This is a genomic window from Mucilaginibacter endophyticus (assembly GCF_003351025.1).
Classification (GTDB): domain Bacteria; phylum Bacteroidota; class Bacteroidia; order Sphingobacteriales; family Sphingobacteriaceae; genus Mucilaginibacter; species Mucilaginibacter endophyticus.
Genome location: NZ_QPCG01000001.1, coordinates 1370754 through 1385724 on the forward strand (window position 1 = coordinate 1370754; position 14971 = coordinate 1385724).

The window sequence follows — 14971 nt, forward strand, 5'->3', positions numbered from 1 at the left end:
GATTAACCAATAAATTATAACCCGATGGTACTGGACCTGAACTACGAAACGCTGTTTGAGATTGCCATCAGTCATCATTATCATCTTGATGACGGTGCCACACTCTTTGACACACTTAGTGCCGATGAGCGCCTGGCTATGCTGGGGCGTTACGACATAGGCAGTTTCATGAGTGTAACGCCTACCAAAGCTACCCGGGCAAAGTTTGCCGGTTTGCACGTGGTTTACAAACAAACAGAAACCGGTATCATCACCGGTATCCCGTATACCTTAAACGGTACTAAAGAGCAGCCACAGATAGTTCCGGCGGATAATATGGTGTTTAGCTTCAGCGTAGCCATAAACGACGGATTGTTTGCTAATTACAGTTCATTGCCGTTAAAAGCGCCCGATGGCATGGTGTACTTTTTTACCAATGATCCGGCATTGTCGCAACGTGTGTCGCCTTTTTTAACTGCTACTCCTAATGTATATAAAGCGGCTACAGATTATTATCCGGGGGATATGCTGGTTGATAACCAGGCCACACCGACCAAGTTATTCATCGCCCAGCAAAAAAATAACCTCGACCCAACTGCTGGAGCTACCCCTGCCGGTAATTGGATCACCGATACGCTGGTAGGTGGTAAACCATTGAGCTATGCCGGTAGTGCCGATCTGATCCGTCAGTGCGGAAGGGTATTTATCTACCAGGTAACGGTAGCCGGCAAAACTCCGGCGCTTACCATAAAAGACAGGCAGGGAAACGTGATAAATGTAACTACCAGTTTAGAAACCGGTGAATTGAATATTGTCAAAGCCGATATGGGCAGCCTGCCAGAGGGCTTATATACCGCTCATTTGGCCGATACCGGTTACACCGACGATTTCCCGTTTTATTATAGTACGGATGCATCGGCCTGGGCTTTTATTGATATCTGTGTAAAAACAAGCAATGCGGTTTATAACCTTTTACAGGCAGATACAACGCTGAAGGCGCCAGTATTTAGCCTTCGGTTCAAAAACCGGTCGACCTATTGGCGGTACATCGGCGCTATGTTTGGCGCGGCTTCCATAAGTGCCAATGCACTGCCGCTTACCAGGCAAGGTTTTATATCGGTAAAAGTGAACGACAAAAACAACAAACCTATTACCGATGACTTGCCCAATGCTACGGCATCGCTCATAAAACCAGAAACCAACCAGATTTTTTCAGACATATTTTTTTAGGAAGTAAAAAACAGTAACATGGCAACAACATACAAAACTCCGGGTGTTTATGTGGAAGAAATTCCGCTCCTACCTCCATCGGTAGCCGAGGTTGAAACGGCTATCCCGGCCTTTATAGGCTACACACAAAACATTAGCTATAACGGGGCGTCGCTGCAGTACAACCCTGTCAGGATCAAATCGCTTAAGGAATATGAGCAGATCTTTGGTTTTGCCGAAAATACTTTGTTCACCACAACCGGTACGGCAACAGGTATCAAAATCAAAAAAGCGGCGGGTGTGTTTTCATTTGATGCCGCGGTTGATGATCCCTATGCAGCACTGAAATTCAGGATGTACTATTGCCTGCAGCTTTATTTTGCCAATGGCGGGGGCCCATGCTATATCGTATCGGCAGGGCAAACCGGCGCGGCTGTTGCGGTTGACAAAACCTTGCTTACCAACGCGCTTGCCGCTGTTCAGAAGGAAGATGAGCCAACCATCCTGCTGTTTACCGACGCCGCAACGCTTACCGCCCCGGCAGATTATTACGGGTTATTTACCGCTGCACTGGCCCAGGCTGCATTTTTACAGGATAGAGTAGTGCTTATTGATCCGTACGTAGCTGTTGCCGATAAAGGTAAAAAAGCCTTTGGCGATATCGCGACCGCTTTCCGTACAGCTATTGGGGTTAATAACCTAAGTTATGGAGCCGCTTATTATCCATGGCTACAAACCAGCATCAACTATTTCAGCGATGAAAGCAAGCAGCTGATTGTTACAGGCACAGGCGTTACCGCTACAGATTTTCCGGCTACTGCTGTGTTGCGCGATGATAAGAATACAGCCAACTCTATCTATCACATAAACAGCGATCTGTATAACTATATCAAACAGCAAACCAGCCTGTTCTCGGTTATTTTGCCTCCGGCATCAGCAATAGCAGGCGTGTATGCCTCTGTTGATAATACCCGCGGTGTTTGGAAAGCCCCGGCAAACGTGAGCCTGAACATGGTTGTGGCACCTATGGTTAAAATTGATGATGCCGATCAGGAAGATATGAACGTTACCAGTACCGGTAAATCGGTAAATGCTATCAGGGCGTTTTCTGGTAAAGGTGTATTGGTTTGGGGGGCACGAACCCTTGCCGGTAATGATAATGAATGGCGCTACATATCTGTAAGGCGTTTCTTTAACATGGTTGAAGAATCGGTTAAAAACTCAACCCAGCCCTTTGTATTTGAGCCAAATGATGGCAATACCTGGGCTAAGGTACGTGGTATGATAGCCAACTTTTTAATACTGCAATGGCGCGCGGGGGCTTTACAAGGCGCAAAACCCGAAGATGCATTCTTTGTACACGTTGGCCTTGGCGAAACCATGACCTCGCTTGATATACTGGAAGGCAGGCTCATTGTTGAGGTGGGCATGGCTGTGGTTCGTCCGGCAGAGTTCATTATTCTTCGCTTTAGTCATAAAATGGTTCAATCTTAAATCAATTAGTCATGGCTTATAAAACACCCGGAGTTTACGTGCAGGAAATTGCACTGTTTCCGCCATCAGTTGCCCAGGTTGAAACCGCTATACCAGCCTTTATCGGCTTTACGGCCTTTGCATTAACGCCTGAAGGGAAATCATTGGTGAACATACCAACCCGTATAAAATCATTGCTGGAGTTTGAAAGCTTATTTGGTGGGGCCTATGTACCGACAACTATAAAAGTTACTGTTAACCCGGCTAACAACCAGATCCTGGGCGTAGCATCCGACAAACGGTTTCACCTGTATGTATCGCTAAGGCAATATTTTGATAATGGCGGCGGCCCATGTTATATCGTTTCCGTTGGCGATTTTTCCGCAGCGGTAACAGCGCCGCCAATATCAGGAGGTATCGATACCCTTACTGCTGAGGATGAACCAACACTCATTCTGTTTCCAGATGCGGTTGAACTGCTAAGTGCCGGCAATCCGGATTTAGTAGCATTCAGTAATTTGCAAACGAAGGCTTTAGGACTTTGCGCCACCATGCAAGACAGGTTTTCAATACTTGACGTGCTGCAGGGCGATAAACGCCAGGATGTTACCAATAAGCCTATCGATAATTTCCGCAGCTCAATCGGGATCAATAACCTTAACTATGGCGCGGCTTATTATCCATGGATTATCACAAGTTACGATGTTAATGTAGATTTCAGGCAACTGGAGTTCTGGAATAATGCTTCACCATCAGTAAAGATCACCAACTACGATAGCTTTTCAAAAAGTCCTGCTGAGAAGGCCTTGGTAACTAACCTTCAAAATGCCGGTAAAGATACCGATAAGGTAATAAGCTTTGTTTTTAGCGCTGCCGCAGATGCAACCGCGCTGAGGGTAAATGGTATCGATGCTGTAAAGGCTAAGTTAAACGCGTTGGCCAATAACATTGCTCAAAACGTAACCCCGGATGTACAGCTAACCAGTTACCTGGATTTATTGGCAGCAATAGTAACATCCGGTAAAAAAGCCAAGGATGCTCCGGTTGCCGCATTATATGGTAACGATATTGATGCCTTAAGCAAAGATGCTAAACTTGAAGCAGCTATCACCAACCTTATTGCCTACGAAAAAAACGCGAAGGTAGCTGCTAACACAACTGCCGGCCGTAACCCAACACCTGTTTATTCGGTATTGGATAATACGCCCTGGGTTGCCAACTCAAATTATGCTGCAATAGCTGCCAACGCCGATAATTTTACCAAAGATGCTGCCGGTGCACTTTCAATTGTACAGGCGCTGAGTGATACCGTCGCTACCATTTTAATAGGTTTTGGCGGTTTACTTAACGGCGCTTTGTTTTATGAAAACCTGGCCGAGCAGGCGCTGTTTTCAGGTAACGTATTCTTCGGTGCAGCCAACTCGGCGGTAACGCTTAAGATGAGCACCATTCCTCCATCGGGAGCGATAGCCGGGGTTTATGCCAATGTTGACGGCACACGCGGTGTTTGGAAAGTACCTGCCAACGTGAGCCTGAACAATGTGATTGGCCCTGCCGTGAAAATCGACAACAGTGATCAGGACGACATGAATGTTACCGCTACCGGCAAGTCAATCAATGCTATCAGGGCTTTTGCAGGCCGCGGTACGCTGGTTTGGGGCGCGCGCACTTTAACAGGTAATGATAACGAATGGCGCTACATCCCGGTTAGACGATTCTTCATCATGGTTGAAGAATCGGTTAAAAAAGCGACTTATCCTTTCGTTTTCGAAAATAACGACGCCAACACCTGGACTAAGGTTAGGGTAATGATCCAGAACTTTTTAACGCTGCAATGGCGTGCGGGTGCCTTACAAGGCGCTAAGCCCGAAGACGCGTTTTTTGTTCACGTTGGCCTTAACGAAACCATGACCGCGCTTGATATTCTGGAAGGTCGCATGATAGTTGAAATAGGTATGGCTGTAGTAAGGCCTGCCGAGTTCATCATCCTTCGCTTCTCGCACAAAATGCAGGAGAGTTAAATAAATCAAATCTTTGAATTTCTTTTAAAACAAATAAAATGGCAAATTATCCTCTACCCAAATTCCATTTCCAGGTTGACTGGGGTGGCACACGCATCGGTTTTACGGAAGTAACCGGATTACAGATAGAAACCGAAGTGATTGAATACCGCGAAGGTAGCAGCAAGGAGTACAATAAAGTAAAGATGCCTGGCATGCGCAAATTCGGTAACATCACTTTAAAACGTGGCACATTTGCTAACGACAACGAGTTTTATGATTGGATGAACACCGTAAAACTAAACCAGATAGACCGCCGCGACCTTACCATTAACCTGCTTAATGAAGAGCATCAGCCGGTAGTTACCTGGTCGGTTAAAAACGCTTTCCCGGTTAAGATCCAGTCTGCCGATTTAAAGGCCGATGCCAACGAAGCCGCAATTGAAACGCTTGAGGTTGCACACGAAGGTTTAACCATTAAAAACGGCTAATCATGGCCTTCGACGCTAAATCGGGTTATCCGCCTTTAGGTTTTCACTTTAAGGTGGTGTTTACGGGCATTGGCGATGAAGATATCGACAGCCGCTTTCAGAACGTATCGGGCCTATCTATGGAGATGGAAACAGAATCCAAAAAGGAAGGTGGCGAAAACCGTTTTGAACACGCGCTACCGGTGAGGGCCAAGTTTCCGGCACTGGTGCTGAAACGGGGTTTGATCACCGAATCGAAACTGCTGATGGATTGGTGTAATAACGTGTTCAATAATTTTATTATCGAACCTAAAGACCTTACTGTAAGCCTGCTTAATGAAGAGCATGACCCGCTTTTAACGTGGAATGTAGTGCAGGCCTGGCCCAAAAAGTGGAGCCTGAGCGATCTGAACGCCGAGCAGAACAGTATCGCGATTGAAAGTTTTGAATTGCAATACCAGTATTACACCCTTCAAACCTGATGTTATGCCAATCGAGATCAGAGAATTGAACATCCGCGTGAGCGTAAACCAAAGCCCTGCCGAACAGGATTCAGGTGCCGGTGGTGGAGGCGGTGGTGCAAAAGGCGGAGGAGGTGGTGATAAAGACGAGATCATTGCCGAATGCGTGGAGCAGATATTGGAGATTTTGAAAAATAAAAACGAACGCTGATGCCTGATAATGTAACCAAAATGAAGATCGTGGCCTGGTCCGATCCGCAGAGCAAGAATGAAGAAGGCTCCATGACGGTACAGGTTAACCCCGAAAGCTACAGCCAGAAGATCGAGATCAAATACTCTGACAAGCAGGCGCAGGGAACATCGGGCAAGCTGCCCAAGTTTTCCAAGATCGAGCCTCAGAAGATGGATTTTGAACTGATGTTTGATCGAACCGGGGTTATAAACGGCGCTACAGCCGGTGATTTGGGAGTTGACGAAGATATCGATAACCTGCAAAAACTCATCATCGAGTACCAGGGTGATAAGCACCGGCCAAGGTTTGTAAGCATTTACTGGGGCACGCTTCAGTTTGATGGCGCTTTGGAAACCATGGACATCAGCTATAAATTGTTTGATAACCAGGGGCGCCCACTGAGGGCCATTGTAAAGGCTACATTCATTGGATCGGTTGAGGATAAAAAGCGGGTAGCGAAGGAAAACGCCCAATCGCCCGATTTAACCAAAGTGAGGGTGGTAAATGAAGGGGATACCCTGCCGCTGCTCTGCTACCAGATTTATGGCGATTCAAAGTATTACATAGAAGTAGCCCAGGCAAACAGCCTCAACGATTTCAGATACCTGCAAACAGGTACCAAAATCAAGTTTCCACCATTAAATCAATAACAAGCCATGGCAGATAGCCGCACCATAGAAACCACCCGGCCCGCTACCGTTGTTACCCACATTGTAAAAATTGAGGGTACCGAGATACCGCGCACCATGCAGGTGGAGGCTATTGTGATTGATAAAGGCATAAACCGTATTGCTGCAGCTAAACTGGTGCTCATTGATGGCGATACCTCGGCACAAAAATTTGATGCCAGCAACGGCGACTTATTTATACCTGGGAAAAACATTGAGATACTATGTGGTTATGAATCTGATAACTATACACTGTTTAAAGGTGTGGTTATTAAACACAGTATCAAACTCCGCAACAGCGGTTCGCAGTTGGTTATTGAATGCCGCGACAAAGCTATAGCCATGACCCTGGCCCGCCACAGCAAATATTTTGGCGAAAACGTGAAGGATAGCGATGCTATAAACACGGTTGCCAGTACTTACAGCGGTGTAACCGCCGATGTAGCCGATATGAACATCACCAGCAGCGATCTGGTACAATATGAGGCTACCGATTGGGATTTTATAACCGGCCGGGCCGAAATAAATGGGATGCTTGTTTATACCGATGATAATAACTTATCCATCAAAAAGCCCGAAATAAGTGGCAGCGCGGTTGTAGAATTATCATTTGGGGCCACCATGCTGGAGTTGGATGCCGAAATTGATTCGCGCATTCAGTTCCCCTCCATAACCGGCCGCACCTGGAACCCCGCATCGCAGGAAATTGAGAAGGTTGATGCCAACCCACCATCTGGCGAGTTGAATGGCAACCTGTCAAGCGATGACCTGGCCGGGGTGTTCAGTGAAAGTAATTATCACCTGAACCACGGCGGCAAACTTTCACAGCCTGAATTGCAGGCCTGGGCAACAGCACTTAAACAAAAACAGGTGCTTTCAAAAGTGCGGGGCAGGGTAAAGTTTAAAGGTATTCATACGGTTAAACCAGGAATGATCATTAAGCTAAGCAACCTGAGCGACAGGTTTAACGGCAATGCCTTTGTAAGTCACATTCAGCATCATGTATCTGCCGGCGACTGGCAGCTTGAGGCGCAGTTTGGTTTAGACCCACAATGGTTTACCGAAAAGTTTGAAACCAGTATTAAACCGGCTTCGGCTTTAATCCAGGCGGTTCCGGGTTTGCAGATAGGGGTGGTTACCCAGTTGGAAAGCGACCCTGATGGCGAGTGCCGCATCCTGGTGCGTATGCCGGTGATCAGTCCGGATGATCAGGGGATCTGGGCCCGCGTAGCTACATTGGATGCCGGAAAAGACCGCGGGAGTTTCTTTTTACCCGAAGTGGGCGACGAAGTGGTAGTTGGTTTTCTTAACAGCGATCCACGCAAACCGGTAGTGCTTGGTATGCTCAACAGCAGCAGTAAAAACGCTCCTTTAACCGCCGCCGACGCCAACAACCAAAAGGGCTTTGTAACCCGCAGTAAAATGAAACTTGTTTTTGATGACGATAAAAAATCGATAACCATCGAAACGCCTGCCGGGAAAAAAATCACCATGGATGAGGACGCCGGAGCGATAGAGTTAAAGGACGAAAACAATAATTCGATAAAAATGAATAGCGATGGCATAACCATCGAAACCCAGGGCAAACTGGTGCTTAAAGCCCAGCAGGATTTTAATGCCGAAGGAATGAATTTAAGCCTTAAAGCCAACACCGCGCTATCGGCCGAGGGATCGGCCAGTGTTGAGGTAAAATCAAGCGGCACGGCGGCGCTTAAAGGTTCAATAGTACAAATAAACTAATAACAAAAATGGGAGCAGCAGCACGGATAGGCGATATGCACGTATGCCCGATGGTTACAGGCATTGTGCCTCATGTAGGCGGGCCGGTAATAGGGCCGGGGGTACCAACAGTACTCATTGGCGGTATGCCTGCTGTATGCGTGGGCGATATGTGTACCTGCGTGGGTCCGCCCGATTCTATAATCATGGGCTCGGCAACGGTGCTGATAGGAGGGAAACCTGCTGCCCGTATGGGCGACAGCACGGCCCACGGCGGATCGATAGTGTTAGGCTGCCCAACAGTAATAATCGGAGGCTGATCAATGGAACCAAAAATACCTTTTATAGGCAGGGGATGGAGTTTCCCGCCAAGCTTTGACAAGGCTGCCGGCAAAGTTGAAATGCTTACCGACGAAGCCGATATTGAAAGCAGTCTTGGCATACTGTTCACCACCCGTTTAGGCGAACGCATTATGCAGCCAACCTTCGGGTGCGATTTACAGAAAGTAGTTTTTGAGGCAGTTAACCTAACGCTCAAAACCTATATCAAAGATTTGATTGAAACAGCCGTACTGTACTTTGAACCAAGGATAACGCTTAACAGCACCGAGGTTGACAGCAGTATGGATAACGAAGGGATATTGCTTATTAAGCTCAATTACACGGTACGTACCACCAATTCAAGGTACAACTACGTGTTCCCTTACTATAAAAATGATATTACCAGCATAACTACCAACCCATAACCAAAACCATGGCCTGTAACGATAAAAATCCGCTTCAACGTGATGGCTCAAGCCAGTCACAGCGCTTTCTGAAAGCGCTTGACCCAGCCAGCGCCCCAATTGAAGAATTGGGCATGGAAGACTGGCTAACGTTTGCGGCTGCTTATGCCGAAAAGATAAACTACTATACCCTTAAAGACAGTAACTATCCGCAGGGCGACTGGAAACCATTTTTTATTCAGGATAAAAAGGCGCTGCAGGATTTTTTAAAACAGGTTGAGGTTAAAATGCAAAATGCCGGCCTGGGTTTCCCCGATTCAAGCATTAAAAGTGATGTTGAGCCACACCTGGCGCTGTTTATGTGCTTCATTATGCTGTTGCAGCACTCGGAAGACGCGCTGAACCAGTTTACCGGCCGCCATCTTGATTTTTACTTTAAACGAGTGCTACAACTGCGTAACCGCCCCGAAGTTCCGGATAAGGTGCATGTGATATTTGAACTGGCCCGTAACCTTACCGGCTATCTTTTACCGGAGGATACAGCACTTGATGCAGGAAAAGACAAAAGTCAAAAGCCTAAGCCGATAGTTTTTAAAACCAACGCCGAACTGGCCGTAAACAGTGCTACCATAGCTGCTATGAAAAGCTGGTACCAATCACCGGCGGATAATAAGGTGGCTTATGCCGATGTTACTTTCTCCGCGGATGGTTTGGGTACCCCTTTTAAAGATGATGTACCTAAATGGAACCCATTTGGCAGCCAAAGCTGGCCAACCGCCTCAATGGGTTTTGCTTTCGCCTCAAAAGTACTGCTGCTGAGCGAGGGAGATCGTACCATTACGCTAACACTTAACTTTACCGGGCTTGATTCTTTCGACCCCGCGTTAATAGCACAACAGTTCAAAGTTTTCCTAACCTCTGAAAAGGACTGGCTTCAGGCTAATTTTTCTTCAAAAGTCCCCACCGCGCTTAGCGATCAAAAACTGGTTATCACCTTAAATATACCGCCAAAAGACAAAGCTATAGTGCCTTATGATCAAACCGTTCATAAAGAAAATTACAAAACAGATTTTCCTGTAATCCGGCTGTTAATGAGCGTTCAGGACAAGGCTTATCCGGTTTATCAGGCCTTAAGCAAAGCAAAGCTTAACGACGTGAAAATAGAGGTGGAAGTAACAGGTATGAAAAACCTGGCTGTTGAAAATGACAATGGTAAAGTAGATCCGTCAAAACCGTTTCTCGCTTTTGGGGCGGTGCCTAAGATCCATTCAAACCTGTATATTGGTAATACCGAGATATTTCAGAAACAATGGACAGAAATTACACCTCAAATTAATTGGAAAGGTGTTCCTGATCCGATAGAGGCCTATTATAATGCTTACCGTGCCGACTTTGTAAGTCCCTCTTTTACACCGAGCGCTTATACCATTGTTGCCAACTCGCCCACAACGGATTTTGGAGGCAGGGTAATAACCGGTAAAGACAGTTTTACTGCTAAGGTTTCATACATAAAAGATGGCGATTGGTTTCCTACCGGAGGTGGCAGCACTATCGACGTACTCGATCCTTCGTTTACTTTAAAGCCGGATGGTGTACCCCAGCCAGCAAATCAGGCACCGCATTTTGTTAATCAATACCTTTACTTTAACGTATCCGGAGCCTTTAACTATGGGGGTGGTGCACAGGCCGAAAAAGCGCTTGTACAACAATATGTGCAACCGATGCAGTTCTTTTTCCCTACGCTGGGTTTTATAGGCTTTCAGCAAACTGCCACACAGGTGCAAACGCAAACCGAAAACTTTTCGGCCGGAGTTAAGGACAATTATATCCGCATTAATTTAGACCGCGACTTTTTACACGGCGAATACCCTAAGCTATTTGCGGCGGCCATGATCAAAAAAGATGGCACATCAATTATACCGTCGGTACCTTATACACCCGAAATAGGATCGCTTACTATAGACTATAAAGCATTTGCTTCAAATGATATTGACAATCTTACCGGCAGTAATAATAATGCAACGCTGTTAGCCGACTATGTAAATCATAACGTACAGTTTTTTCACGAGACGCCCTTTGGCCAGGCCGAGCAGCATGCTTTTCTAAAGAAACAATTTCATGGTCTTATTGACGGTAATATTACAGCAATACCGCAGGCACCTGATCTTGCAGCTTTTTACCTGGGTATTGCAGGCATTGCAACCGGTTCGGTAGCCAGTATTCTTTTCCAGGTGGCAGAGGGAAGCGAAGACGCGCTTGCCCCTTCATTTACAGATACCATTCAGCCTAAATGGTATTACTTGTCGGGCAATGAATGGCTTGCTTTGGATAAAAGCAATATCATTAGCGATGATACCAATGATTTTTTACGCTCCGGGATCATCAAATTCTTGATCCCCGACGGGGCTACAACCAACAATACCTTCTTAAACCAAAGCCTTACCTGGCTTGGGGTTGAGTTGCCAACCGCGGTTACAATTGATTCGGTTTGCAAGTTCATCAATGTACATATCCAGGCTGCGAAAGCTCAGTTTGTCGATAACGATAATGAACTTTCGCACCTTGAAGCAGGGTTGCTAGCAGCCACTATCAGTAAACTGGTTGACAGGCTGCCGCAGATCAAATCGGTTGCGCAGCCTTATGCATCCTTCGGTGGCCTGCTTCCGGAAAATGACGATGCCTTCCGTTTGAGGGTAAGCGAGCGCCTGAGGCACAAACATCGTGCAATTACCATCTGGGATTATGAACACCTGGTAATGGCGCAGTTTCCGCAGGTGTTCAGGGTTAAATGCCTTAACCATACTAATGATGATATAGAAGTAGCTCCGGGCAGCGTGAGGGTGGTAGCTATTCCCGATATCCGTAACCAGATCAGTTTTGACCCATTTAAGCCCCGTGTTAGCAAAAATACACTGAGCGAGATCACTAAATACTTATCGGGCTTAAACTCCATGCATGTTGATCTGCTGGCTATCAATCCCGATTATGAAGAGGTGGTTCTTGATTTTAAAGTGAAGTTTTATTTCGGGCTGGATGAAAATCTGTATGCCGCAAAACTGAATACCGATCTGATCAATTACCTGTCGCCCTGGGCTTACAACCGCAATGCGGATATTGATTTTGGCGGCACCTTGTACAAAAGCGTTGTGATCCGCTTTATTGAAGAGTTGACCTATGTTGATTATATAACCGATTTTAAGATGTACTTCACAGCATCGGGGCCAGCAAACCCCGATGTTTTGGAGGCAGGCAATTCAAAGGCCATTCTTGTATCGGCCAAGCAACATCTAATTGATACCAAAACCATACCTACATGCCCATGATCGATCAGTTAACCATACCGAAACAAATTGATACCAGCCTTGGGCCCGAGTATAACACTTTGCGCACCGAGGGCATGCAGCATATCCGCGACCTGGCCAGTGCTATCTGGTCGGATTATAACGTGCATGATCCCGGCATTACAACGCTTGAGATGCTTTGCTATGCGCTTACCGATCTTAACTATCGTATTACGCTGCCGGTTGAAAATATTTTAGCGGTTGATCATGACAACACCACAAGTATGCATGAGCAGTTTTTATCTGCTATAAAAATACTACCCGGTTACCCGGTTACACCCGATGATTACCGCCAGCTGTTTGTACGGATAGATGGCGTGCGCAATGCGTGGATCAAAAAATCGCCCCATAGCATAATAGCCAACTATAAACAACCAGATGGTAAACCTCTGCTCCGCTACGCAAAAACCGGCGAAGGCGCCCTGACCGGCAAAGAGGTTAAGTTTGATTTAAAGGGCATAAATGATATCCTGATAGATTTTGAAGATTTTCCTGAACTTAATGGTGACGCTACAAAGATTAAAGCCAAACAGGATGATATCATCAAACAAATAAAATCGGTATATCATTATTTCCGTGAGTTATGCGAAGACCTTGACCAGGTAAAAGCGGTTGAAAACCAGGAAATAGTTATCTGCGCCGAAATTGAACTACAGCCCCAGGCCGATCCTGAAATGATTTGGGCTACGATCATGTTCAATATTGAACAATACCTTACACCTGATATTACTTTTTATCTGCTTCAGGAACTGCTTGACAAAGGCATGCAGCCTGATGAGATATTTGAAGGCCCGGTGCTTGATTTTGAAAACCTGCAGGGCATTGATACCAAATTTGCCAAACAAGGTTTCATCATTCCTTCCGAGCTTGCAGCTTCACAGCTGCGGACGGAGGTGCGTCTGTCTGATCTGTACCGTATTATTATGGAGATTGACGGCGTACGGCTGGTGAAACGCATTTCCTTTGGCTTTTGCGGCTGTACAGCGCCGCAAAGCGAGGTTGCCGATAAGATCTATAAATCAAACGAATGGCTGCTTTGCATACAGGATGGTCATAAACCCGTTTTGTGCGAAACCAATTCGTCATTCACCTTTTACAAGGATGTAGTACCTATCGAGCTTAAAAAGGCTGAAGCTCAAGCCGACCTTAACCAGTTACGTAAAGACTGGCAGGACAGCGTTGAAGCCAAGAAGATAGTTGATTTGCCGGTGCCCGAGGGTGATTATCGCGACATAGCTCATTACGAAACCCTGCAAAACCAGTTCCCCGAAAATTATGGCATTTCGCCGCTGGGCTTGCCCGATACCGCTACAACCGAACAGCGTTCGCTGGCCTTGCAGCTTAAAGGATATTTGCTGTTTTATGATCAGGTGCTGGCCAATTATTTCGCCCAGCTTTCTAACGCCAGGATCTTGCTTACGGCTGATGACAGTATTCGCAAAACCTATTTCAGTAATACGGTAAACGGTATCAGGGATGTAGAAAAACTTGTAGATGGCTATGCTCAATGGGAGCAAACAGTTGATGATGTAATTAAGGAAACCGGGCAGGACAATTATCCCGAAAGGAAAAATAAATTTTTGGATCATTTGCTTGCCCGTTTCGCTGAGCAGTTTAACGAGTATGTGTTTTTAATGTACCGTATTTATGGCGAGGATTATCAACGCAATATCATCAGGCATAAGGTTAACTTTTTAAAAGATTATGACCAGATGAGCATTTGCCGGGGCAGTGGGATGGACTTGTACAATGCCAAAACTCCCGATCAGCAATTGGTGAATGTATCGGGCATGGAAAAACGTATCTCCATGTTACTGGGTTTCTCCAATTATAAAATGCAGCAACTTAGTGTTGAAGATTACCTTTTGTTTAAAGCCGACGCCCTGCATTACAACTGGACAATATCGCAGCTTGGTGTGGTGAAATTTAAAGGTAATGCCAATTATCTCAAGGAAATTGATGCCTATGAAGATCTGGGGCTGGTATCCGTACTGGCCTGCGACAGGGAAAATTACCGTTTAAGTCCTGGGCCTACCGCAGGTAAATATGTATATAACATAGCAAACTCCGCAGGTACGCTGCTTACGCTTAATGATATGGAATTTAGCGCCGCTGCCATCGAAACAGAGATCGCGTTTATCATCAAATTTATGCAAAACGATTTCAAGATGGAGGGCATGTATGTGATTGAAAATATACTGCTGCGTCCGCCATTTGATTATACCGGCGATGACAGCACCCATCACCAGTTTATGCCGGTTTGCCTTGACCCTAACGGCGTATACTGCGAACCGCTTGACCCTTACTCTTTCCGCATTTGCGTGATACTGCCGGGATACAGCGTCAGGTTGCGCAATACCGCTTTTCGAACTTATGCCGAGCGCCTTATCCGTACAGAAACACCTGCTCACATCTTACCACGGATCTGCTTCATAGGCCACGATCAGATGGTTGGCTTTGAGGCTGTTTATAAAGATTGGCTTGCAGCCAAACACATAGCCGTAAGTACCGATACGCCAATTGACCCGGTATTGAACAGCAAATTTATAGATGTGCTTGAAAAACTGTACACCGTTTATCAGCAGGGCCAGCTAAGCGATTGCGATGATGATACCCAGGAAACCAACCCGATTATATTGAACAAAAGCAGCCTTGGCACCTTGCAGGGCGGCACAAAAAATAACAGTTAAAACC

General features: G+C 46.1%; 12 protein-coding genes. All 12 read left to right on the forward strand.

Annotated features, from left to right (window positions below):
• Window positions 1–24 precede the first annotated feature (24 nt).
• Genes DUL71_RS05465 through DUL71_RS05520 form a run of 12 tightly spaced genes read left to right on the forward strand, consistent with a single transcriptional unit; the run spans window position 25 to window position 14967 of the window.
• On the forward strand, window positions 25–1209 hold the full coding sequence (locus DUL71_RS05465; RefSeq protein ID WP_114937089.1) for a hypothetical protein: 1185 nt from the start codon (window positions 25–27) through the stop codon (window positions 1207–1209).
• Window positions 1210–1227: 18 nt separating this feature from the next.
• Window positions 1228–2682, forward strand: coding sequence for a phage tail sheath family protein (locus DUL71_RS05470; RefSeq protein ID WP_114937090.1), 1455 nt, complete (start codon window positions 1228–1230; stop codon window positions 2680–2682).
• An 11-nt stretch (window positions 2683–2693) separates the two neighbouring features.
• Window positions 2694–4682: a phage tail sheath C-terminal domain-containing protein gene (locus DUL71_RS05475; RefSeq protein WP_114937091.1), complete on the forward strand. Its 1989-nt coding sequence runs from the start codon at window positions 2694–2696 to the stop codon at window positions 4680–4682.
• Window positions 4683–4720: 38 nt separating this feature from the next.
• Window positions 4721–5152, forward strand: coding sequence for a phage tail protein (locus DUL71_RS05480; RefSeq protein WP_112573755.1), 432 nt, complete (start codon window positions 4721–4723; stop codon window positions 5150–5152).
• Between the two features lie 2 nt (window positions 5153–5154).
• The gene (locus tag DUL71_RS05485) at window positions 5155–5613 is read left to right on the forward strand and encodes a phage tail protein (protein WP_114937092.1); all 459 of its coding nucleotides are present in this window, start codon (window positions 5155–5157) and stop codon (window positions 5611–5613) included.
• Window positions 5614–5617: 4 nt separating this feature from the next.
• Window positions 5618–5803, forward strand: a complete 186-nt coding sequence (locus DUL71_RS05490; RefSeq protein ID WP_114937093.1) for a DUF5908 family protein — start codon at window positions 5618–5620, stop codon at window positions 5801–5803.
• On the forward strand, window positions 5803–6474 hold the full coding sequence (locus tag DUL71_RS05495; RefSeq protein ID WP_114937094.1) for a CIS tube protein: 672 nt from the start codon (window positions 5803–5805) through the stop codon (window positions 6472–6474). The genes DUL71_RS05490 and DUL71_RS05495 overlap by 1 nt, the downstream gene beginning before the upstream one ends.
• Window positions 6475–6480: 6 nt before the next feature.
• Window positions 6481–8232 carry a type VI secretion system tip protein VgrG gene (vgrG, locus tag DUL71_RS05500; protein ID WP_114937095.1) on the forward strand — a complete coding sequence of 584 codons (1752 nt, stop codon included), beginning with the start codon at window positions 6481–6483 and terminating at the stop codon, window positions 8230–8232.
• A gap of 8 nt (window positions 8233–8240) precedes the next feature.
• Window positions 8241–8531, forward strand: coding sequence for a PAAR domain-containing protein (locus DUL71_RS05505; protein ID WP_112573750.1), 291 nt, complete (start codon window positions 8241–8243; stop codon window positions 8529–8531).
• A 3-nt stretch (window positions 8532–8534) separates the two neighbouring features.
• Window positions 8535–8957 carry a GPW/gp25 family protein gene (locus DUL71_RS05510; protein WP_112573749.1) on the forward strand — a complete coding sequence of 141 codons (423 nt, stop codon included), beginning with the start codon at window positions 8535–8537 and terminating at the stop codon, window positions 8955–8957.
• Between the two features lie 8 nt (window positions 8958–8965).
• A complete protein-coding gene (locus DUL71_RS05515) occupies window positions 8966–12259 on the forward strand; it encodes a baseplate J/gp47 family protein (protein ID WP_114937096.1) in 3294 nt (1097 codons plus the stop codon).
• Entirely contained in the window at window positions 12256–14967 is a 2712-nt protein-coding gene (locus tag DUL71_RS05520; RefSeq protein ID WP_114937097.1) for a hypothetical protein, read from the forward strand. Before DUL71_RS05515 ends, DUL71_RS05520 begins: the two co-directional genes overlap by 4 nt.
• Window positions 14968–14971 lie beyond the last annotated feature (4 nt).